A 22415-nucleotide genomic window follows, 5' to 3' on the forward strand; every position below is an offset into this window, starting at 1 on the left:
GGCGCCGCCTCAGGAGGCGCCGGCGGCGGGGCCGCCCTCGCCGCGGTACCAGTCCGCGTACCGCCGCAGGCCGTCCGCGAAGTTGGTCCGCGGCGACCAGCCGAGCAGCCGCTTCGCCTGGGCGGCCGAGATGCGGCGCCCGGCGTAGTCGGCGGTCCGGGCCTCGATGTGCGAGATGGTGACCGGGCCGAGCAACTCGTCGACGGTGTCGGCGATGTCCCGGACGGAGACGGCGGTGGATCCCTCCAGCGCGAAGGTCTGGTCCTCGGCGGCGGGGGAGAGGGCACGCACGTGCGCGTCCGCGAGGTCCTCGACGTAGACGAAGTTGCGGCTCTGCCGGCCGTCGCCCGCGATGGTGATCGGCCGTCCGGCCAGCGCGGCCTGCACGAACCGGGCGACCACCAGCTCGTCCCGCATCCGCGGCCCGTACGGGATGCCGTAGCGCAGGATGGTGAAGTGCTGCCCGTACAGCTCCCGGTAGCTGTGCACCAGCATCTCGGCGGCCAGCTTGGTGGCGACGTACAGGTGCCCGCTGTGCTCCAGCTCGATGGGCACGTGCTCGTCCAGCTCCTGCTCGCCGCTGTCCAGCTGGTCGTCGGTGAGGGCGGCGCCGTAGACCCAGACGGTGCTCGCCAGCACGGTGCGGCTGAGACCGCTGCGCCGGGCCGCCTCCAGGACGCTCTCGGTGCCGTCGATGTTGATCCGCACGGCCCGGACCGGGTCGGCGGCGACGTGCTCGACATCGGCCATCGCTGCGAGGTGGAAGACCACCTCGCAGCCGTCCAGGGCGGCGGTGAGGGCGGGCAGGTCGAGGATGTCGATGCGGGCGTGCTCGGCGTCGGTGTTGAGGTACTTGTCGGTGGTGTCCACCGCCAGCACCTCGTGGCCGGCTGCGAGCAGCCGGTCCACGACGTGTGAGCCGATGAATCCGCATCCCCCGGTGACGGCTACGCGCACGTTCTCTCTCCTTGTCCGGCCTTCTCCCGCGCCGTCCGGGCCGGGCTGGCCGGCCGGGCGGCGGGGACTCTCTGGGCGGTGCGGGTGGACGGGGCGGGGCGGGGCCGCTCCGGGGACGTCCCGGTGGCTCCGGTCGTGCCGGGCACGCTGGTCGTCGCGGTCGTCGCGGTCGTCGCGGTCGTCGCGGTCGTTCCGGTCGTCCCGGTCATCCCGCGAACCGGTGGTGGACGGCCGAGACCGCCTCGATCACCTGGTCGGTCTCGTCCTCGGTCATGTCGGAGTGCACGGGCAGGCAGATCTGCCGCGCGCAGAGGTCCTCGGCGACCGGCAGCGGCCCGCGCCGGTAGGGGGCCAGCACCGGCTGGAGGTGCAGCGGCAGGTCGTACACCTCGCCGGAGAGCCGCACCCCGTACTCCTCGGCCACCGCCCGCTTGAACGCCGCGCGGTCGACGCCGGCCGGGAGCAGCGCGACGTACTTGTAGTAGTTGCCGCGGCAGCCGACCGGCTCGACCGTCGGCCGGAGGCCGTCCAGCCCGGCGAGCGCCGCGTCGTAGCGCTGGGCCACCCGGCGCCTGGTCTCCACGAACTCCTTGAGCCGGCGCAGGTGCACCGCGCCGACGGCGGCGTTCAGCTCGCTCAGCCGCCAGGAGGCGCCGAACCGGACGTGGTGGTTGGTGGTGAACGACCCCTTGCCCTGGTCCCGGTGGATCCGCGCCTCGTCGCGCAGCTCGGGCGACTCGGTGAGGATCATGCCGCCCTCGCCGCTGGTGGTGACCTTGGTCGGGTAGAACGAGAAGGCGCCGGCCAGGCCGAACGAGCCGGCCGCGCGCCCGCCGTAGCCGCTGCCGTGCGCGTGGGCGGCGTCCTCGACCAGCGGGATGCCCCGGCGGTCGCAGATCGCGCGCAGGTCGTCCACCTCGGGGGTGATCAGACCGCCGATGTGCACCAGCACCACGGCGGCGGTGTCCGGGGTGAGGGCCGCCTCCAGCGTGTCGGGGGAGAGCGCGAACGTCATCGGGTCCACGTCGGCGATGACGGGGCGCCCGCCGGCGTGCACGATGGCGGCGGCGGTCGCGTAGAAGGTGACCGCCGGGACGACGACGTCGCGGTCCCGGACGTCGACGGTGCGCAGGATGATCTCCAGCGCGGCGGTGCCACTGGCGACGGCGACGGCGTGCGAGGCGCCGTGCTCGGCCGCGAAGGCCTGCTCGAACCGCTCGGTCCACGGGCCGAGGGTCAGCGCGCCGGTGGCGAGGATCTCCGTCACCGCGTCCGCGACGGCCGTGCGGTCGCTCTCGTCGAACACGATGCGAGCGGCTGGAACGCCCATGGGGCCACCTCCGGCAGCAGGATGAACAGGTCATCGGACGGGTCGGTTCCGGCCGGACCGGACATGACGGTCGGGCCAGGCACATCACGCTACTTCGCCCGCCCGCTCCCGGCCCGTCGTCACCGCCCGCCCGGGTGACCGCGCGGTCACCGGCCCGTCGGCCAGGGCAGGCCCGGCGGGCGCCGCCGCCCCCAACCGGGCGGCCGGAAGGGCCCGGGAGGCCCGACCGCTGCTCCCCACAGCGGACCGCGACTCCGCCGTCCGGGTAGTGCGCTACTGCGCACGGACTACGTGAACGGCCTGCACAGCGATGACGACGCGGCGGCCCCCGCCGACCGAGGATGGCCATGCTCCGGGCGACCCGGGCCGTGCCGCGGCCCCGTGCCCGGGCCGCACCCGTGCACGTCATCCGAAGGAGTCTGCTCTCCCGTGGCCACATTCCTGTACCGCCTGGGCCGATGGGCCTTCCTCAGGCGCCGCCTGATGGCCCTGCTCTGGGTCGCCCTGCTGGCGACCGCCGGAGTTCTGGCCGCCAAGGCACCGGCGGCACCCGACGACGGCTTCGCGATGCCGGGCACGGAAGCACAGCAGGCCTTCGACCTGATGGACGAGCGCTTCCCCGGCAGCACCGCCGAGGGCGCGTCGGCCCGCCTGGTCTTCGTCGCCCCCTCCGGGCAGAAGATCACCGCCGGTAGCAACCAGCAGGCCGTGGAGCGGACGGTCGCCGAGCTCGCCCACGGCGAGCAGGTCACCGGCGCGGTCAGCCCGTTCCAGGCGGGCGCCGTCTCCAAGGACGGCTCGACCGCCTACGCGACGGTCAGCTACGACGCGAAGCCGGGCTCGCTGACCACGGCCGCCACGGACGCCCTCCAGCAGGCGGCGCAGCACGGGCGGGACGCCGGTCTCACGGTCGAGATCGGCGGCTCCGCACTGCTGGGCGGCGGGGAGGCGGGCGGCACGACGGAGGCCGTCGGCATGGCGCTCTCCGCGGTCGTCCTGGTGATCACCTTCGGATCGCTGGCAGCCGCCGGGCTGCCGCTGCTGACCGCACTGGTCGGCGTCGGCCTCGGCATCGCCGCCATCACCGCCCTCGGCAGCACCCTCGGCCTGTCCACCACGACCAGCACGCTGGCGATGATGCTCGGCCTCGCGGTCGGGATCGACTACGCCGTCTTCATCGTCTCCCGCTACCGCGCCGAGCTCCTGGACGGGTACGAGCCCCGGGAGGCGGCCGGTCGGGCCGTCGGCACGGCCGGCTCCGCCGTGGTCTTCGCCGGGCTCACCGTCGTGATCGCGCTGGCCGGGCTCTCCGTGGTGGGGATCCCGATCCTCGCCAAGATGGGCATGGCGGCCGCCGGCACGGTGGTGATCGCGGTGCTGGTCGCCCTCACCCTGGTCCCGGCCCTGCTCGGATTCCTCGGCGGCCGGGTACTGCCGCGCCGTGCCCGGCGCACCGCCGCCCGCCGGGGCCGCTCCCGCCGGGCACCGGCCGGCCCCGTCCTCGTCGAGGCCGTCCCCGCCGGGGAGCGGCCGGCCAACGGCGGCACCCGCTGGGCCCGCCTGGTGCTGCGCCGCCCCGTGGCGGTGCTACTGAGCGGTGTCATCGGCCTCGGCATCTTCGCCCTGCCCGCCCTCGACCTGCGGCTCGGTCTGCCGGGCGAGGAGTCCCAGCCGACGTCCACCACCCAGCGCCGGGCCTACGACCACCTCTCCGAGGGCTTCGGCCCCGGCTTCAACGGCCCGCTCACCGTGCTGGTGGACGCCAAGGGCGCCGCCGACCCGAAGGCCGCCGCCGAGCGGGTCGGTCAGGAGGTGGCCGGCCTGCCGGGCGTGGTGTCGGTGTCGCCGCCGGTGTTCAACAAGGCCGGCGACACGGCGCTGATCAACGCGGTGCCGTCCACCGGACCGAGCGCCGCCGAGACGGAGGAGCTCGTCCACACCATCCGCGACCGCTCGGCCGGCCTGAAGTCCGCCACCGGCGCCACCGTCCTGGTGAGCGGCGCGACCGCGATGAACATCGACGTCTCGCAGAAGCTCAGCGACGCGCTGGTGCCCTACCTCGCCGTCGTCGTCGGCCTGGCGGTCGTCCTGCTGCTGGTGGTCTTCCGCTCCGTCCTCGTGCCGCTCAAGGCAGCGCTCGGGTTCCTGCTCTCGGTGGCCGCCGCCCTCGGCGCCGTCGTCGCGGTCTTCCAGTGGGGCTGGCTCGCCGATCTGATCGGCGTGGAGCAGACCGGCCCGGTGATGAGCGTCATGCCGATCTTCATGGTCGGGGTGGTCTTCGGCCTGGCCATGGACTACGAGGTCTTCCTGGTCACCCGGATACGCGAGGCCTACGTCCACGGGGAGGAGCCGGGCGAGGCCGTGGTCACCGGGTTCCGGCACAACGCCCGGGTCGTCACGGCCGCCGCGTTCATCATGATCAGCGTCTTCGCCGGCTTCATCGGCATGGCCGAGCCGATGGTCAAGATGATGGGGCTCGGCCTTGCCGCAGCCGTCGCCTTCGACGCCTTCGTGGTCCGGATGGCCATCATCCCGGCCGCCCTGGCACTGCTCGGCCGCCGGGCGTGGTGGCTGCCGCGCCCGCTGGACCGGATCCTGCCCGACATCGACGTCGAGGGCGCCCGGCTGCAGACCCGGGCACCGGAGCCGGAGCCGGCCAGGCACTTCGTGGGCGTCTGATTCGTTCGACCTGGTCGGGGCCCCCGTCGTCCGCGACGGCGGCCCCGACCGCCCACCCCCGCCGCCCGGCAGGGGCGGGTGGCCGCAGTCGGCAGGAGCCCGCCCGGGGGCGCCGCCACCACCCCCGGATCCAGAGAACACGAGATGACCGACACCTGGCTGCGGCGCCACGCCCGCCACCACCCCCGCCTGTTGGACGCGGTGGCCGGGCTCACCCTCTTCCTCCTGACCGCCGCCGGCACCACGGTCGACGGGACGGGCCGCTACGGCCACCCCGAACCGCTGCCGCTGGCCCTGGCGGCCCTCTCCAGCGCCGTGCTCTTCGCCCACCGGCGCCACCCGCGCACGGTGGCCGCGGTGACGCTCGGCAGCGGGGTCCTGATCGAGCTGACCGCGGTCAAGCCGAGTCCCGCCCTGATCCTGCCGCTCCTGGCCGCGCTCTACTTCCTCGCCGTACGAACCGACCGGCTGACCGCCCGTGTCGCCACGGCCGTCTCGGCGGTCGCGCTCACCGGCACCGCCCTGGTCATCGACTCCGACGCGCCACTGGCCGAGAAGATCGGCGTCGCGACCTGGGTCGTGCTGCCCGGCGCCGTCGGCGACTCGATCCGCAACCGGCGCGCCCACCTGGCCGCGATCGAGGAGCGTGCCGAACGGGCCGAGCGGACCAGGGAGGAGGAGGCCCGCCGCCGGGTCGCCGACGAGCGGATCCGGATCGCCCGCGACCTGCACGACGTCGTCGCCCACCACATCGCCCTGGCCAACGCCCAGGCCGGCATCGCCGTGCACCTGATGGACACCCACCCCGCCGAGGCCCGCGAGATGCTCAGCCACCTCACCGACGCCACCGGCTCCGCGCTCCAGGAGCTCAAGGCCACCGTCGGGCTGCTGCGCCGCGCCGAGGATCCGGAGGCCCCGCTGGAGCCGGCCCCCGGGCTCGGCCAGTTGCCCGACCTGATCAACTCCTTCGAACGCGCCGGCCTGGCGGTCCGCCTCGCCGTCGAGGGCGAGCCGCGTCCGCTCTCCCCTGGAGTCGATCTGACGGCCTACCGGATCGTCCAGGAGTCCCTGACCAATGTGGCCAAGCACGCCCGGGGCGCCGGCGCCGACGTCACCCTCGCGTACTCCGGCAGTCGGGTCGCACTCACCGTCGCCAACGCCACGCCGGCCAGGAGCGGGCCCGTGCCGAGCGGGCCCCGCCTCGCCCCGGCGGTGGCCGGCGCCGCCGGCTACGGGCTCATCGGCATGCGCGAACGCGCCGGCGCCGTGGGCGGCCGGCTCCGGGCCGACCGCCGACCGGACGGCGGCTTCCTGGTCTCCGCCGAACTCCCCCTGCGCACCGGCGCCCGAGACGACAAGGACCACGCATGACCATTCGCGTACTGCTCGCCGACGACCAGGCACTGCTGCGCGGCGCCTTCCGGGTGCTCATCGACGCGGCCGAGGACATGGAGGTGGTGGGGGAGGCCGCCGACGGCCGCGAGGCGGTGGAGCTCGCCCGCGCCACCCGGCCCGACGTCGTCCTGATGGACATCCGGATGCCCGGCGTGGACGGCCTCTCCGCGACGGCCGCGATCTGCGCCGACGAGGAGCTCACCGGCACCCGGGTGCTCATCCTCACCACCTTCGAGATCGACGAGTACGTCGCCCAGGCACTGCGGGCGGGCGCCGGCGGCTTCCTGGGCAAGGGCGCGGACCCGAAGGAACTGCTCGCCGCCCTGCGCACGGTGGCCGCCGGGGACGCCCTGCTCTCGCCCGCCGCCACCCGCGCGGTGATCGACCAGTTCCTCGCCCAGCCCGGGTCCGTCGGCGTCGGCGCGGTCGACCCCGAGCGGCTGTCGGCGCTCACCGCCCGCGAGCGCGAGGTGATGGCGATGGCCGCCACCGGCCTGGCCAACGAGGAGATCGCCGAGCGGATGTACGTCAGCCCGTTCACGGTCCGGACCCATGTCCACCGTGCGATGTCCAAGCTCGACGCCCGCGACCGGGCCCAACTGGTCGCCATCGCCTACCAGTCCGGGCTGGTCCCGGTCGCCCGCCCGCCCCGCTGAGTCCGCCTCGCTGCGTTCGCCCTCGCTGCGTTCGCCCTCGCTGCGTTCGCTCCCGCTGAGGCCGCCCCGCCGGGCGCCTCGGCCGGGCAACACCGCCCGTCCGACCGGGCAGCGGCCGTGCCTCGCACCGGGCAGCGCCGGGGTAGCACCGGGGCACCGTCGGGGCAGCACCGGGGCACCCACAGTGCCCCGGGTCGGCCGCCACAGGCTGACGGGGCACCACCGAGGGTGCGGCCGCCGGGCGTTGGCCCCCGCCGACGGAGCTCTGTCCGGCCCCCGGCAACCGTGCTGTTCCGCCGGCACCGTTACCATGCGCACCAAGGCCCGCCAGCGGGGCGGCCGGAGCTGTTTCCCCAGGTGAACGGGGAGCGGGAGGGGCGAGGATGTCAGGCATGGGGTGGATGTCAGGGAATCGGCAGGGGGAGCGCTGGCCGGGGGTGGACCTGCGGATGGACGTCCCGCACTCGGCCCGGGTGTACGACTACCTCATCGGCGGCAAGACCAACTTCGAGGCGGACCGGACCGCGGCCCATGCGTCCGTCAAGGCGTGGCCGGCCCTGCCGATCTCGATGCGCACCACCCGCACCTTCATGCAGCGCGTGGTCCGCCACCTCGCCGAGGAGCACAAGGTCCGCCAGTTCCTGGACATCGGCACCGGGATCCCGACCTCGCCCAACGTGCACGAGATCGCCCAGGGCATCGCACCGGAGGCCCGCGTCGCCTACGTCGACAACGACCCGATCGTGCTGACCCACGCCCGCGCCCTGATGTCGAGCACCGAGGAGGGCCGCACCTCCTACATCGACGCCGACTTCCGCGACGTCGACTCGATCATGGGCGCCCCCCAGCTGCGCGAGGTGCTCGACCTGTCGCAGCCGGTGGCGCTCTCCCTGATCGCGATCGTGCACTTCGTCCTCGACCAGGACGACCCGCAGGGCATCGTGCGCCGCTTCATGGACGAGCTGGCCCCGGGAAGCTTCCTGGCCCTGACCGTCTTCACGGGGGACACCGACCCGGTGGGCGTGGGCGGCGTCGGCCGCGAATACAACGCGCGCGGCATCCCCCTGCAGATCCGGGACAAGAAGGAGACGCTCGCCTTCTTCGACGGCTTCGAGCTGCTCGACCCGGGGGTGACCCTGGTCCACCACTGGCGGCCGGACGCGGACGCCGCGCCGGTGCGCGACCAGGACATCGCGATGTACGGCGGCGTGGCCGTCAAGCGCGGCTGAACCGCCCGCTGCTGCGCCTGAACGCCCCGCCGGTGGTGCGTCGCCGCCGTCCGAGCCCCGACCCGGGGGAGCGGACGGCGGCGGGTTCCGGGCCCGCGCGCCGGGGTGCGTCAGGCGCCCGTGGTCGTGTCGGATCGCCGTGCGTCAGAATCGGGGCATGGCGATGGCGCGGCACCTGTACTCCTCGGCTCCCGTGGTGGATGGTCTCCCGCTGCTGGGCGAACCCGGGTTCTGGGCCGCGCATCTGGTCGACCTGTGCGAGGGCGAGTCGCCGGAGGCCTTCGGCGTGGACGCCGCCGATGCCGGTGCCGTGCTGGAGCAGCTGCACGACAGGTCGGCCTGGCCGATGTTCACGGTCCCGCTGGAGAACGGCTTCTCGATCGTCGTGCACTACAACAGCGGCGAGGAGTACACGAGCACGGACTGCTTCCTGGTCCACCCGGGCAGCCCCGATGTGGTCCTGGCCAGCACGGATCAGGACCACACCGGCCCGGGCCTGTGCTGGCCGGAGCTCGCCGCGATCCTCCCCGCCCCGAACGGAGCGGTCGGGGTGACCGATCCACACGCCCGGCTGTTGCTGCTCCTGCCGGTGCTGGGCGACTCCGCAGTCCCCGCCGAGGCCCTGGACGCCGTCGCCGAGGCGCTGATCGCCCAAGGCGCCCCTGACGGGTGCGGGCCGCTGGCCCGGCGCCTGCTCGGGGGCCACCCGCTGTGGCGTGCCCACCCCTGGTCGTTCGACACGGACGAGCGGAGCTGGATCTGCGACGGCGAACACAGCCCGCGGCAGACCCCACTCGGTGACCACCTGTCCCGGCACCGGCGGGCGAGGCTGGAGGCCTGCCTCAAGGTGGAGGCCTGCCTCGATCCGGACTCGAACGTCTGAGCCTTCAGGCGGCAACGGCGATCAGCGGGACCGTCCGTCGAGCGGACCGGCAGCAGCCCCCGGCTCCGCCCGTCCCGCCGTCCACGAACGAGGCACGCTTTTCGGGAGTGGCGGTGGCACACTTCGGACACACCACGGGGTGACACCGTGGGGAGGCCGAGTGTGCCCGCACCGGATCCTGGCGGCACACGCGCACCGTCGAGCGAAGGAGCACCGTGGACCGGGGTCGCGGGCGCGATCGTACGGCGGGCGGGGGAGGAGCTCGCCGACGCGGCGGCCGCTGCCGCGCGGTCCGCCGCTCTGTCGGCGCCGCAGGTGGCCCTGACGGGAGGCCTGTTCGCCCTGACCCGCCTGCGCCAGGCGGCGCTGGCAGCCCTGAACGACCGTCTCCCGGCGGCCCGACCGCACCACCCCGACGGCCCGCCGCTGCTCGGCGCGCTGCGACTGGCGGCGAGCGTGACCGGTGCGGCGCTGCCCTGGCCGCTCGATCCGCCGCTGCTCGACGTGCGCACCATGGGGGGCTGAGACGAGGGCCGGACGAGCCGGGGTCAGCCGGTGAACCGGGCGGCCGCCCCCGTCGCGGTCGCCCACCCCGCCCGCCCACCCCGCCCGACCCGCCCGTGCCGTTCGCGCAGCTCGGTCGACGTGATCGCAACGCGGCCTATACTCGGTCTGCTTGACCGACGAACGGCACAACGGGGGGCGTTCATGGAGAGCTACACGGAGACTCCGCTGGGCCTGATCATCCTGATCCTGGGCGGCGTGACGCTGGCTCTGCGGGTGGTGTCGATCCCGCTCCTGCTACGCGCTCAGCAGGCCACCCGTTACCGTGCGGTCGGTCCTCTCGGCCGCCCGGCCGGGCGGCCGGCGGTGCCGGCGGGACTGACGGCGGCGGCGGTCGGCGAGCAGGTGCTCGTCCTCCTGGGCGCGGTCGGCCTGGTGGTCCTGCTGAACTCGACGGTCGGCGACAACAACTTCCGGTACATGATGCCGTCGATCGTCTCGGAGAGCCCGCTGGCCCTCGCCCAGTTCTTCGACGTCTACTACCTCATCGAGCAGCCGGTCTTCCTCATTCCGGCGGTGGCCGCCCTGCTCTGCTGGGTGTTCCTCTGGATCCTGACGCAGCGCAACCTGCTGACCATCGGCATGCCCCCGGGGGTCGGGACGTCCCCCGGCAGTACCGTCCGGCTGATCGGCGGGTTCGTCCTGCGCGTGGCCGCCGGTGCGCTGGTGCTGCCGATCGGAGTCGTCGAGGGTGCGCTGATGTTCCAGATCATCGCGTTCGTGACCAGTAGGCGCCCCTGGGCCCTCGGCGCCGGCTCGACGGCTCACCTCGCGCCCGGTGCTCCGCCCGTCGGTCGGCCCGCGCCCTTCGTGCCGATGCCGGCCGCCCCGGTCGACGCGCCCTGGTCCGTGCCGGCCCCTCCGGCGCCGCAGGTCGCGCCGGCCGTGGCGGTCGGGCGCGTCGCACCTGCCGGGCACACCCCACCGGTCGGGCACACCCCACCGGTCGGGCACATCGCCCACCAGGAGCTGTACCCGTACGAGCCGCGGACGATCGGCGGGTACCAGCTGCTCGGTCGGATCGGGTCCGGTGGCATGGGGACGGTCTACCTGGCCCGCCGCGAGGGCTCGGCCACCCAGGTCGCGTTGAAGACGATCAACCCGGAACTCCTCGGCGAAGCCGAGCTGTTGCGGCGCTTCGAGCGCGAGGCGGAGGTGCTGGCGATGGTGTCCGGCGCCTACACCGCCCGGGTGCTCGACGCCGGTGTGGACTCCGGGCGCCCCTACCTGGCCATGGAGTTGCTGGACGGCCGCCCGCTCGACGTCCACCTGCGCGAGCAGGGGCCGATCCGCTCGCCCGAGGCGCTGCGGGCGCTGGCGCTCGCGCTGGCCGTGGCCCTGCGCGGAGTGCACCGGCTGGGGCTGGTGCACCGGGACCTCAAGCCGGCCAACATCATGATGACGACGGCCGGGCCGCGGCTGCTCGACTTCGGCATCGCGGCCATCGTCGACGGCACCCGGCTGACCCGCACCGGTGGTGGCCCGGGGACGCTGACCTACATGGCGCCCGAGCAGTTCGGCGACGGGCCGGTCGGCCCGGCGGCGGACGTCTGGGCCTGGGCGTGCTGCGTGGTGTGCGCGGCGCACGGGGGGAGTCCGTTCGCGGGTGCCAGTACGGGGGCCGTGATCCGCCGGATCGTCGACACCGGCCCGGAGCCGACGGCCCTGGCGGCCCTCGCGGCGCTCGACCCGGCCCTCGCGGCCGTGGTCGGCCGCGCGCTGACCGCGGACCCGCAGGCCCGGCCCGGCGACGGCGGCGCGCTGCTGGACCTGCTGACGGCGCGGTACGGCCCGGGCAGCACCGAGCCCGACGCGGGTGCGCTCCGCGACGAGATCACCCACGGCTGGCGCACCCTCGGCCTCCGGGCGGACCAGGACCCGGCTCAGCAATGATCCGGCGCCTGCCGTCCGGACCAGCTGGAACGAGAGCCTGACGGCGCCGGGCGCGGGACAGCGGGGGTGACCGGCCGGGGCCGACCCGGAGCGGCGGGTGGACGTTCGGGCCGGCCACCGGCCGCCCGCTCGCCGCGCACCGCCGCGTACCCCTCCTCCGGCCGGTCGGGCGCCGCCGTCCTCGCCGGGCGGCTCGGGCCGTCCCGGCGCAGGATGGAGATCCCGGGCGTCCGAGGGGAGATCCCGGGCGTCCGAGGACGGAACCGGCGACAACGGGAGGCTGTGGTGATCGGAACGGCTGACATCAGGGAGTGGCGCGGCCACGCCGTGGTCGACGAGAAGGACCACCGGATCGGCACGCTGGAGTCGGTGTACGTGGAGACGGCCAGCGACCAGCCGTTCTTCGCCACCGTCACGGTCGGCCTGCCGTCCCGCCGGCGGCTGGTGTTCGTCCCGCTCGACGGCGCCGTGGTCGGGCCCGGGTACGTGCGGGTCGCGTTCGCCAAGGGCGTGGTCAAGCAGGCGCCCTCGATCGGGACGGACGACATCCTGCCCGCCGAGGACGAACCGGCGGTCTTCGCGCACTACGAACTCGCCTACGCCCCCGGTGCCGGCGGCGAGCGCCGACTGGCCAGGCGCTGAGGGTCCTGCCCCGCCGCCGGAAGATCGGGCCCGTCGGCCGCCATACCCCACGGGGTACGCTGGAAGCTCGTCGTGACAGCGGAAGGCGGCCCTGAGATGCAGGTGGACGAGGAAGCGGTCGGTGCCGTCCTGAACCGGCTCCGCCGGGCCCAGGGCCAGCTGGCCGGTGTGATCGCGATGATCGAGGCGGGCCGGGACTGCAAGGACGTCGTCACCCAGCTGGCGGCCGTCTCACGGGCCCTGGACCGGGCCGGGTTCAAGATCGTGGCCGGCGGCATGCGCCAGTGCATGGCCGTCGCCGACGGGGACGCCCCGCCGATGAGCGAGGCGGAGCTGGAGAAGCTCTTCCTGGCCCTCGCCTGACGGCAGGCGACCGGACACCGACCGGCGCCGGGGGGCGGGTGCCGGGGGGCGGGTGCCGGGGGTCGGGGGCAGAACGGTCTCGGCGGAAGGCGGCGGCCATGGACGACATCGGTTTCGGCCGGGCGATGGCCGGCCTGCTGGAGGCCTCCCACCGGATCGGCCCCGGTGAGCTCGCGACAGCCGTCCGTGACGCGGCCCGCACGATGGGGCTCACCGACGCGGTGGTCCTGCTGGCCGATGTACGACAGGTGCACCTCGCGCCGTTGAGCCCTCCGGCGGCCGACGGCGTCGGTGCTCCCGCCGGTCCGACCGCCGACGCCGCGACCGCCGACGCCGCGACCGCCGACGCCGCGACCGCCGACGCCGCGACCGCCGCCGGGCCGGTCGCCGACGCCCCGACCCACCCCGGTCCGCGCCGGCACTCCGATCCCTCGGCCGTCGGAGGGCCGGTGAGCGGGGCGCTCCCGTTGGAGGGGAGCCCGGCGGGCCGCGCGTACCGCACGGGGGCGGTACAGTCCGCGCCGGCCGACGACGGGCCCGGCCGGCTGCTGTGGCTGCCGATACTCGACGGTGCCGAGCGGATCGGCGTGCTCCGCGTCGAGGTACCCCCGGGCGGGAGCGTCGACCTCGGGCACTGCCTGGCGCTCGCCTCGCTGGTCGGCCTGATCGTGGTGGCCAGGCTGCCCTTCGTGGATGACCTGGTCGACACCGTGCGCGTCGTTCCGATGACCCTCCAGGCCGAGCTGGCCTGGGCCTTCATGCCGCCGCGTACGGTCGGCACCCGGCACGTGACGTCGACCGCGGTGCTGGAGCCCGCCTACGAGATCGGCGGCGACGCGTTCGACCACAGCTTCAGCGGGGACCGGCTGCGGATCGCCGTCGTCGACGCGATGGGCCACGACCTCGCCTCGGGCGGGTCGTCGGCGCTGGCGATCGCGGCCGGTCGGACGGTCCGCCGGGCCGGTGGCGGGCTCGCGGAGATCGCCGCCGTGATCGACCGGGAGTTGGACCGGTGGTTCCCGGAGCGGCTGCTCACCGGCGTCTTCGCCGAACTCGACACCTCCGACGGTCGGCTGACCTGGGTGAACCGCGGGCACCCGGCACCCCTGCTGATCCGCCGTCAGCGCGTGGTGCCGGCCGCGCTCGAACGGCCCGCCGACCTCCCGCTCGGGCTCGCCGGCCACGAGCGGACGCCCGGCACCGTCCACGAGGTCCGGCTGGAGCCCGGGGACCGCGTGCTCATCCACACCGACGGTGTCACCGAAGCGCGCTCCGCCACCGGTGAGCTGTTCGGCGAGGAACGGCTGACGGACATGATCGTCCAGGCCACGGCGGCCGGGGAGGCCGCCCCGGAGGCCCTTCGACGGCTGGTCCACGCGCTGCTGGAGCGCCAGGACCACCGGCTTTCCGACGACGCCACGATCGTCCTGGTGGAGTGGCATCCCGCTGTCTGAAGGCAACCCCGGCGGCGCGGCCCCGGCCCACCCCCGAGAAGGCGGACCCGTCCGGTGGTCGTCCGAGGCCCGAGGCCCGAGGCCCGGTGCTCCCGGGCGCCGGAGGCGAATCCGGCGCCGGCCGGACCGCGCGCACGCGGCGCGCCGCGCCCCGCGCGGAGCGCCGGGGTGGGAGGCTCACCTGTCCCGCCGGGGCCGGCCGACCCGCCGACCCCCGGCCACCGACCCGCCGACCCAGTCCAGACCCACCACCACGATCACCGGACCACCACTCATGACCGTCTCCATCGCCCTGCTCACCCAGGACCTGCGCCTGCACGACAACCCCGTGCTCCGCGCCGCCGCCGAAGCCGCCGACGAGGTCGTGCCGCTCTTCGTCCTCGACCCCGACATCGCCGCCGCCGGCTTCGCCGTGCCCAACCGGACGGCCTTCCTCGCCGACTGCCTCACCGACCTCGATGCCGCGCTGCGCCCCCTCGGCGGCCGACTGGTGCTGCGCCGGGGCGCGGCCGCGGCCGAGACCGCCCGGCTGGCCGCCGAGGTGGACGCCGTCTCGGTGCACGTCGCCGCCGGCGTGAGCGCCTTCGCCCACCGCCGCGAGCAGGCCCTGCGCGAACTCCTCGGCCCCCGCCTGCACGTCCACGACGGCGTGCTGACCGTGGCCGTACCCGGCGCCGTCAGCCCGGCTGGCAAGGACCACTACGCCGTCTTCACACCGTACTTCCGCGCCTGGCAGCAGGCCCCGCGCCGGACGGTGCACCGCGCTCCCCGGGTGCTGCGCACGCCCGAGGGCGTCGCGAGCGAGCCCGTGCCCGCCGTCACGCCGGACTCACCGGGGCTGCCGCCGGGCGGCGAGCGCCCCGGCCGCAAGCTCTGGCAGGGCTACGCCCTGGAGCGCTACGAGGCACTGCACGACGACCTCGCCGCCGACGGTACCTCGCGCCTCTCGCCCTACCTGCACTTCGGCTGCGTCTCCGCCATCGAACTGGTGGCGTCCGCCGAACGGCGGGGCGGCAGCGGCGCCGAGGCGTTCGTCCGGCAGCTGGCCTGGCGGGACTTCCACCACCAGGTGCTGGCCGCCCGCCCGGACGCGGCCCACGGCGACTACCGGTCCAAGGGGGACCGCTGGCTGCCCGACGACGCGGAGTCCGAGGCCTGGCGCCGGGGCCGTACCGGCTTTCCGCTGGTGGACGCGGGCATGCGCCAACTCGCCCAGGAGGGCTGGATGCACAACCGGGCCCGACTGGTGACGGCCTCGTTCCTGACCAAGACCCTCTACAAGGACTGGCGCACGGGCGCCCGCCACTTCCTGCGCCTGCTGGTCGACGGCGACTTGGCGAACAACCAGCTCAACTGGCAGTGGGTGGCCGGGACCGGTACGGACACCCGGCCCAACCGGGTGCTCAACCCGCTCGCCCAGGCGGACCGGCTCGATCCGGACGGCGCCTATGTCCGGCGCTGGGTGCCCGAGTTGGCGGGTCTCCCCGGTCGCTCCGTGCACCGCCCGTGGCGGCTGGAGCGGCCACCGGCCGACTACCCGCCGCCGATCGTCGACCCTGACGCGATCTCCGTCCGGCTCCGCCACGCCCGGGGCCTCGACTGACCGGAGGTCTCTACCGGCCGTTCGTCAGGGCGTCGGTCGGTCGGCCGACACTCGAAGCGGCGGTGGTGGGCACCACCCGCGATGGGATCCGACCGACCGTCAACTCCATTCGTCCCAGGCATTCCCACCGGTCCGGCCACGCATGGTCCCCGCGGTTGCGGGTAGCCGGGCGGGCACCACTGCCGCCAAGAGAGGGGGGACGTACGGTGCCCCAGATCGTCGAGGACGTCATCGAGGCCTGTCTCGTCGGCCAGGAGCCCCGGCCGGTGCTGATGGGGCTGCGCTACGACCCGGCCGACCCGTTCGCGCTGTCGCTCGGTTTCGGGGCCAATGCCTCGCTCGGACTGGAGAGTTCACTGTCCTGGACGGCGGCTCGCGAGCTGTTCGGCGGCGGGCTGCGCAAGCCGTCCGGTCTGGGGGATCTGCGTGTTCGGCCGTGGGCGCCCGGGGTGGTCGCCGTCGAGTTCCACGGGGACGAGGGCTGCGCGGTCCTGGTGCTGTCCTCCCGGGATCTCGTGCACTTCCTCCGCCGGACGTACGAGGTGGTCGCCCCGGGGACGGAGCACCACCTGCTCAGCTGGCCCGACACGGTGGCCGGCCTGGTGGACGAGGCCGGCTGAGCGCAGGCGAACAGGCACCGGCGCGAACACTCCGGTGCGCACTCCACCAAGAGCTCCACCAAGAGCTCCACCAAGAGCTCCACCAAGAGCTCCACGAGGAACACCACGGCCCGGGCGGAGAGACCGCCCGGGCCGTGGTCGTGGTCCGCCGAGCCGATCAGCGCCCGGGGGCGAGCCGGCGGGCGTCGATCTCGACCCAGACCGCCTTGCCCTGCTCATGGCGCTCGGCGCCCCAGCGGTCGGCGGCCCGCTGGATGATGAACAGACCGTGGCCGCCGGGCAGGCCGGGCCGGTGCGGCAGGCGGGGTTCGGGGAGCGCGGACTCGCCGTCGCTCACCTCGACCCGGAGCCGGTCCGCGGACGCGTCCAGGACGAGTTCGAGCGGGCCGCCCCCGTGCATCATCGCGTTGGCCACCAGCTCCGCGACGAGCAGCACGACGTCGTCGGCCACGTCAGGGTCCGCGCCGCTCTCCGGGGTCAGCCACGCCCAGTCGGCGAGCGCCTGCTGGGTGAAGGCGCGGGAGCGGGCCACCGGCTTGGGCAGGCCGGCCAGCCGCAGTCGCCGGCGCTGGCCGGCCTCCGGCAGCGTGGCGCCGGACCGGTTGTCGTCCAGGGTGCCCCGGCCCCTCGTCATATGCGGTTCACCCCTTCGTGCGGTTGCTGTGGCACATCGTCCGATCGGATTCCCGGACAGCGCCGGGTTATTCCTGTGACGGCTGTTCGACTGCCCGCCCGTGGTCGTAGGCGGGCGGAGCGGGCCGGTGCGCACGGTCGGGCTCAACGGACGAGAGCCGCGCCGACCGAATCGTGGATGGAGAACACGGCGCCGGCTCCGGTCAGCTCCAGGACGCGGGCGACCGGCGCGGCGACCGCCGCGAGGCGGAACTCGACGCCTGCGGCCGAGGCGGCCAGGCGGGTCTTCAGCAACAGGTTCAGGCCCGAGGAGTCGCAGAACCCGACCCCCTCCAGGTCGACCACGACCAGGGGCGTGCGCTGGTCGACCAGGGAGGTCAGCGCCTTCTCGGCGGGGGAGAGGCTGTCGATGTCGAGATCACCCGCCACCGCGCAGACCGCTGCCTCGGCGTCGGTCCGCCGTATGTCCACGGTCAGCGCGTGCGGCATGGTGCTCGCGGCCGCCGCGATCCGGTACTGCTCGTCCTCGACTGGCATCGTGGTTGTCTTTCCCCTCCAGAGAGTGCCCTTCGACCATACGCGGGGGAAAGCCCGCGGCCAAGGCGCACGCCCTGCAGGAGGGCTGACGCCCCGGCCACCGGGGGTGCTCGGATCAGTCCTGGTCCAGGCCGGCGCGGAGCCGGCCGAGGATCCGACCGAGCAGCCGGGAGACGTGCATCTGGGAGACGCCCAGCCGGGCGCCGATCTCGGACTGCGTGAGCTCCTCGGTGAACCGCATCGAGAGGATGAGCCGGTCGCGCTCGGGGAGGGCGGCGATCAGGGGCTTCAGGGAGACGAGGCTCTCGACCTTCTCCAGCCGGCCGTCCTCCCGCCCGAGCCGGTCGACCAGGGCGCCCCTGGAATCGTCCTCCGAGGAGTCGGCGCCCAGGTCGAGCGAGCCCACGGTGTGGCCGTTGGCGGCGGCGAGCCCCTCGGTCACCTCCTCCGGGGAGAGCGACAGGTGCGCGGCCAGCTCGGCGACGGTCGGTGCCCGGTCGAGCCGCTGGGTGAGCTGCTCCTGGGCCCTGGCCAGGGCCAGCCGCAGTTCCTGGAGCCGGCGCGGCACGTGGACGGCCCAGGTGGTGTCGCGGAAGTGGCGGCGGATCTCCCCGAGCACGGTCGGCACCGCGAAGGTGGTGAACTCCACGCCGTGCCGGGAGTCGAACCGGTCGATCGCCTTGATCAGGCCGACGACGCCCGCCTGGACGAGGTCCTCCTGCGGCTCGCGGCTGGAGTTGAAGCGCCGGGCGGCGTAGCGGACCAGGGAGATGTTCAGCTCGATCAGCGTGGCCCGGACGTAGGAGTACTCCCGGGTGCCCTCCTCCAGCTCGTCGAGGCGGGCCAGCAGGGTCCGGGTCAGTTCGCGCGCGTCGGCCGGAGGGACCTCGCTGGGCTCGGCGATCTCGGGGATGGCGGTGCTCTCGGTGATCTCTGCGGTCACGGACGGACCGGGGAGACCGGGCGTTGCGGGAGCGGCGGGTGCGGCTCCCGTCCGTACGGCGCTCGGTCGGGCCTGGCCCTGGACGGAGGGGTACGCGGGGGCGAGGAGAGCATCACTGGACGGAGCCATGTCGGTCCTTTCATCGGTTCCGCGACGGTCCGTCCCCCTGTACCCGGGATCGCCGGGCCGATGCCCCTCCGGCGTGTGGTGATTGTGCGAAGAAGACGTGACGACTCCTGTGCGGCCGGCTCCTGCACGGCCAGGGCCTGTGCGGCCGGGTCCTATCCGGTCGGGTCCTGCGGGTGGGATTCGTCCCGTTCCGCGGCGGGGGCGACCGGCACCCGGGGCAAGGCGTGGGGGTGGGCCTCGCACAGGTAGCCGACGAGGTGCTCGCGGACCTGGCAGCGCAGCTCGAACGCGGCGTCGGCGTCCGGCGCGGTCATCAGGGCCCGCACCACGATGGTGGTCGGTGTGGTGTCGACCACCTGGAGGGCGCTGCCCTCGCCGTCCCACAGCGAGCTCTTGGCCAGGAACGCCTCGAACTCCGCCCGCAGTTCGGGCATCGGTGTGCGGTGGTCCAGGTGGAACAGCGCCGTCCCGGTGATCTTGCTGGTGCGCCGCGACCAGTTCTCGAACGGGCGGCCCGCGAAGTAGGACATCGGCATGACCAGCCGCCGCTGGTCCCAGGTGGCGATCACCACCGAGGTGAGCGTGATCTCCTCGACCGTCCCCCACTCGCCGGCGACCACCACGACGTCGCCGATCCGGATCAGGTCGCCGAAGGCCATCTGGATGCCCGCGAACAGGTTGGCGAGCGTGCTCTGCGCCGCGATCCCGGCCACCACGCCGACCAGCCCGGCGGAGGCGAGCAGGCTGGTCCCCAGCCCCCGGACGGCGGGGAACGTCATCAGCATCGCCCCCAGAGCGACCACGGCGACGGCGGCCTGACAGATCCGGCCGAGCAGGCCGGCCTGGGTCCGGGCCCGGCCGGCCCAGGCGGGGTCGCGGCGCCGGCCGGCGAGCTGCATCGCTCCGCTCGTCAGCAGGGCGATCAGCCGTGCTGCCAGCCAGGCGCAGGAGGCGATGGTCGCGAGCACCAGCAGGTGCCGGACGGCGCCGTGCACGGCCGGGGCGGCGCGGGCCCACGGCTCCCCGGCGAGCATCAGCCCGCAGGCGGTGGCCGCCAGCAGCGGTGGACGGCAGCCGCGCAGCAGGGACGGTGTGGCGCCGGTGCGCCCCCGCGCGGCGAGGAACCGTGCGACGGCTTCCGAGAGCAGGTTCAGGACGAACGCGGCGACGGCGGCCGACGCGGCGACGACGATCAGGCGGACGAGGCTCCACCCCACGGTGCGGATCCCTTCTTCGGGCGGTGCCCGGCGGGGGCGGTCCGCGGGGCGGGCTCCGTCTGCCCGCCGACCCCGCCGTCCACACCCGCCCGGCCGCGCCGGCTCCTCCCGCGCCCCGCCCCCGTGGGGAACCGCCCGGCACGTGGGGTGGGGCCGGGCGCGTGGTGTCCTGACGGATCGTCCGGATCGGGGCATACCCGGGCGCGGTCGGGGCAGGCGCCCCGGCGACCGGCCGCCGGCCCGGCGGTCGGGAGCTCGGCGGAGAAGGGAAACGTGATGACGCAGATCGAGGAGTCGATCCTGGTCGACGTGCCGCTCGCGGTGGCGTACGAACAGTGGCGGAAGGTCGAGGACTTCCCGCTCTTCATGCGCGGTGTGGTCAGCATCGAGCGGCGGGCCGGGGAGCTCACGCACTGGGTGGTCGGTGTGGCCGGGGCGCACCGCGAGTTCGACGCCAGGACGACCGAGGTGGTGCCGGACGAGCGGGTGGCCTGGGCCGCGGTGGCCGGCGAGGTCCGGCAGGCGGGCGTGGTGACCTTCCACCGCCTCGGCGAGGACAGCACGCGGATCATGCTCCAGCTGGACGTCGAACCGCAGGGTCTGCTGGAGCGGATCGGGGAGGCGCTCGGCTTCGTCGACCGTCAGGTCATCGACGACCTGCACGACTTCAAGGAGTTCGTCGAAGCGACCCACGGCGGCCCCCCGGGCGCGCCCCGGGCGGCCTGACCACCGCCGGCCGCCCGCCAGTCGGTCCGATCCGATCCGCTCCGCCGGGCCGACCCGGGCCGGAGTTCCCGTAGCGCCCGACATCGCGTCATGCGTCGTTCACGTCACGGTCGCCGACCTTGGGATGAATGGGGGCCGCCCACAGTTGTACAGCCAACTGTCGGCCCCCTCATTCCAACCTCCGTGACCAGCCGCGGACGGACCCGGCCGCGCCCCCCGGCGGACCGGCCTCCCGAGCGCGGCGGACAGGACCACCGTGGCCGCAGGCAGCGCCCTGACGCTCAGCTCATCCGCCAACCCGGTCGAAGGCGACAGGCTCACCTTCCAATGGAGCACCGACGCCCCCGACGCCAAGAACTGGGTCGGCATCTACGACGGCAGCAGGAAGCCCGGCACCGGCAGCTCGCTGGTCTGGAAGTACACCGCGGCCGCCGCCGGTGACGTGCAGCTCGACACCTCGGCGCTCACCGGCGGCCCCTACACCGCCTATCTGCTCGCCAAGGACGGCTACGGCGTCCTGGCGCAGTCCGCGCCCTTCACCTTCCGGCCCAAGCCCGCCGTGGTCCGCCCGCACAGCGCCGTCGACGCGCTGACCACCGCGGCCGTGGCGCCCGGCGGCGCCGTCTCGGTCAAGCTCGGCGGCCTCTGGTCCCGCCCGGCCGGCAATCCGGCGGGCACCGCCGTCTTCCGCAAGATCAGCGGCCCGGCCTGGGCCTCCGTAGGCTCCGACGGCACGCTCACCGGTACCGCGCCCGCCACCGCGCCGAAGAACCCGGAGGTGGTCGTCGTCGGTGTCAAGGACGGCGCGGGCGCCACCGACACCGTCACCGTGCAGATACCGGTGACCGACCCGGCCGGCCCGCTCCGGCTGAAGGTGGCGAGCTGGAACCTCGCCGAGGCGGGTGCCGCGTTCACCGACGCCCTGGAGAAGCAGCTGCGCGTGGTGCTGACCCAGGGCCTGGACGTGCTGGCCCTCCAGGAGACGGCCGGGACGGCCGCCCAGAGCCTGGCCACCGCACTGGGCTGGTACGCCTATCAGAGCGCGGGCAGCGTCGGCATCCTCAGCCGCTACCCGCTCACCGCCGTCACCCCGGTCACGGCCGCGCTGCCCGCCGCCGGGGCCACCCTCCAGCTCCCCGGGGGCCGGAGCGTCCGCGTCTGGGCCGCCCACCTGGACGAGGCGGACTACGGCCCGTACGCCGCCCAGGACGGCCGGAGCGCCGCGCAGATCACGGCCACCGAGAACGCCTCCGTCCGCCTCCAGCAGGCCAGGGCCCTCGCCACCGCCGTCCGGGCGGACACCGCCGGGCGCACCGCGGTGGTCCTCGCCGGGGCGCTCGCCTCGCCGTCGCACCTGGACTGGACGGCTGCCACCGCCGCACAGCACAGCGGCGTCGGCGCGCTCGACTGGCCGGTCACGGTGGCCCTCCAGGGCGCCGGCCTGACCGACAGCTTCCGTGAGGAGAACCGGAACCCGGTCAAGGCGCCCGGGGCCACCTGGTCACCGGTCCGCAAGCAGCGCGGCAGCAAGCCGGAGCCGCAGGACCGGATCGACTACGTGCTGTACGCCGGCCCGCTGAAGCTGGTCGAGGCCCACACCCTGGTGGCCGACTGGCCCGCCACCGGCGCCGACCCGGCCGCCGTCGCCGCCAACCAGTGGCCCTCCGACAGCGCCGCCGCGGTCGCCACCTTCCAGCTCTGACGGCCTCGCGCCCCGCCCCGCTCCCTCCCACCGCCCCGAGAGGCCAGTTCGCCATGTCCGATCTCTCCCGTCGTTCCTTCGTCGGCGCCACCGCGGCCGCCGGCGCCGCCGCCGTGGTCGGCCTGCCGGGCGCGTCCGCGAGCGCCGCTCCGGCCGCCGACCGGCCCACCGGCAGCATCGCCGACGTCAAGCACGTCGTGGTGCTGATGCAGGAGAACCGCAGCTTCGACCACTACTTCGGCGCCCTGAACGGCGTCCGC

General features: G+C 74.6%; 21 protein-coding genes. 15 read left to right on the plus strand and 6 right to left on the minus strand.

What is annotated here, in order from left to right; translation table 11 throughout:
• Positions 1–9: 9 nt before the first annotated feature.
• Together ACFVYI_RS10075 and ACFVYI_RS10080 are read right to left on the minus strand one after the other, a co-directional pair.
• Positions 10–957 carry an NAD-dependent epimerase/dehydratase family protein gene (locus ACFVYI_RS10075; protein WP_387882949.1) on the minus strand — a complete coding sequence of 316 codons (948 nt, stop codon included), beginning with the start codon at positions 955–957 and terminating at the stop codon, positions 10–12.
• Positions 958–1162: 205 nt separating this feature from the next.
• Positions 1163–2287 (minus strand): DegT/DnrJ/EryC1/StrS family aminotransferase, encoded by a 1125-nt coding sequence (locus tag ACFVYI_RS10080; protein WP_387882951.1) that lies wholly within the window; start codon positions 2285–2287, stop codon positions 1163–1165.
• A 429-nt stretch (positions 2288–2716) separates the two neighbouring features.
• On the opposite strand from ACFVYI_RS10080, the gene ACFVYI_RS10085 reads away from it, so the two are divergent.
• The 12 genes from ACFVYI_RS10085 (at position 2717) to ACFVYI_RS10140 (ending at position 16268) form a co-directional block, all read left to right on the plus strand.
• Positions 2717–4966: an MMPL family transporter gene (locus ACFVYI_RS10085; protein WP_387882954.1), complete on the plus strand. Its 2250-nt coding sequence runs from the start codon at positions 2717–2719 to the stop codon at positions 4964–4966.
• 144 nt (positions 4967–5110) lie between these two features.
• Positions 5111–6337: a sensor histidine kinase gene (locus ACFVYI_RS10090; protein WP_387882956.1), complete on the plus strand. Its 1227-nt coding sequence runs from the start codon at positions 5111–5113 to the stop codon at positions 6335–6337.
• Complete coding sequence (locus ACFVYI_RS10095; RefSeq protein WP_387882958.1) at positions 6334–7017, plus strand: response regulator; 684 nt, start codon at positions 6334–6336, stop codon at positions 7015–7017. Before ACFVYI_RS10090 ends, ACFVYI_RS10095 begins: the two co-directional genes overlap by 4 nt.
• A 383-nt stretch (positions 7018–7400) precedes the next feature.
• Positions 7401–8246: an SAM-dependent methyltransferase gene (locus ACFVYI_RS10100; protein ID WP_387882960.1), complete on the plus strand. Its 846-nt coding sequence runs from the start codon at positions 7401–7403 to the stop codon at positions 8244–8246.
• Between the two features lie 157 nt (positions 8247–8403).
• The gene (locus ACFVYI_RS10105) at positions 8404–9129 is read left to right on the plus strand and encodes a hypothetical protein (RefSeq protein ID WP_387882961.1); all 726 of its coding nucleotides are present in this window, start codon (positions 8404–8406) and stop codon (positions 9127–9129) included.
• 315 nt (positions 9130–9444) lie between these two features.
• Positions 9445–9654: a hypothetical protein gene (locus tag ACFVYI_RS10110; protein ID WP_387882963.1), complete on the plus strand. Its 210-nt coding sequence runs from the start codon at positions 9445–9447 to the stop codon at positions 9652–9654.
• 183 nt (positions 9655–9837) lie between these two features.
• Positions 9838–11586: a serine/threonine-protein kinase gene (locus ACFVYI_RS10115; protein ID WP_387882965.1), complete on the plus strand. Its 1749-nt coding sequence runs from the start codon at positions 9838–9840 to the stop codon at positions 11584–11586.
• 285 nt (positions 11587–11871) lie between these two features.
• Positions 11872–12228, plus strand: a complete 357-nt coding sequence (locus tag ACFVYI_RS10120; protein WP_387882967.1) for a PRC-barrel domain-containing protein — start codon at positions 11872–11874, stop codon at positions 12226–12228.
• Positions 12229–12324: 96 nt separating this feature from the next.
• Positions 12325–12591: a metal-sensitive transcriptional regulator gene (locus ACFVYI_RS10125; RefSeq protein WP_387882970.1), complete on the plus strand. Its 267-nt coding sequence runs from the start codon at positions 12325–12327 to the stop codon at positions 12589–12591.
• 98 nt (positions 12592–12689) lie between these two features.
• Entirely contained in the window at positions 12690–14045 is a 1356-nt protein-coding gene (locus ACFVYI_RS10130; protein ID WP_387882973.1) for a PP2C family protein-serine/threonine phosphatase, read from the plus strand.
• A 274-nt stretch (positions 14046–14319) separates the two neighbouring features.
• Positions 14320–15648 (plus strand): cryptochrome/photolyase family protein, encoded by a 1329-nt coding sequence (locus tag ACFVYI_RS10135; protein WP_387882975.1) that lies wholly within the window; start codon positions 14320–14322, stop codon positions 15646–15648.
• 206 nt (positions 15649–15854) lie between these two features.
• Entirely contained in the window at positions 15855–16268 is a 414-nt protein-coding gene (locus ACFVYI_RS10140) for an SsgA family sporulation/cell division regulator (RefSeq protein ID WP_387882978.1), read from the plus strand.
• Positions 16269–16425: 157 nt separating this feature from the next.
• On the opposite strand, the gene ACFVYI_RS10145 is transcribed toward ACFVYI_RS10140, so the two are convergent.
• From ACFVYI_RS10145 to ACFVYI_RS10160, 4 genes are all read right to left on the minus strand, one after another.
• The gene (locus ACFVYI_RS10145) at positions 16426–16902 is read right to left on the minus strand and encodes an ATP-binding protein (RefSeq protein ID WP_387882981.1); all 477 of its coding nucleotides are present in this window, start codon (positions 16900–16902) and stop codon (positions 16426–16428) included.
• Positions 16903–17045: 143 nt separating this feature from the next.
• A complete protein-coding gene (locus tag ACFVYI_RS10150; RefSeq protein ID WP_387882984.1) occupies positions 17046–17438 on the minus strand; it encodes an STAS domain-containing protein in 393 nt (130 codons plus the stop codon).
• Positions 17439–17553: 115 nt separating this feature from the next.
• A complete protein-coding gene (locus ACFVYI_RS10155) occupies positions 17554–18510 on the minus strand; it encodes a SigB/SigF/SigG family RNA polymerase sigma factor (RefSeq protein ID WP_387882986.1) in 957 nt (318 codons plus the stop codon).
• A 152-nt stretch (positions 18511–18662) separates the two neighbouring features.
• Complete coding sequence (locus tag ACFVYI_RS10160) at positions 18663–19727, minus strand: mechanosensitive ion channel family protein (protein WP_387882989.1); 1065 nt, start codon at positions 19725–19727, stop codon at positions 18663–18665.
• Between the two features lie 276 nt (positions 19728–20003).
• Between ACFVYI_RS10160 and ACFVYI_RS10165 the strand changes: the two genes are divergently transcribed.
• From ACFVYI_RS10165 to ACFVYI_RS10175, 3 genes are all read left to right on the plus strand, one after another.
• Positions 20004–20453, plus strand: coding sequence for an SRPBCC family protein (locus ACFVYI_RS10165; RefSeq protein ID WP_387882991.1), 450 nt, complete (start codon positions 20004–20006; stop codon positions 20451–20453).
• 256 nt (positions 20454–20709) lie between these two features.
• Positions 20710–22155 (plus strand): endonuclease/exonuclease/phosphatase family protein, encoded by a 1446-nt coding sequence (locus ACFVYI_RS10170; protein ID WP_387882993.1) that lies wholly within the window; start codon positions 20710–20712, stop codon positions 22153–22155.
• Positions 22156–22208: 53 nt separating this feature from the next.
• The coding region (locus tag ACFVYI_RS10175) for an alkaline phosphatase family protein (RefSeq protein ID WP_387882995.1) at positions 22209–22415 on the plus strand (207 nt) is incomplete at its 3' end.

The organism is Kitasatospora sp. NPDC058218 (assembly GCF_042882445.1).
Lineage (GTDB): Bacteria > Actinomycetota > Actinomycetes > Streptomycetales > Streptomycetaceae > Kitasatospora.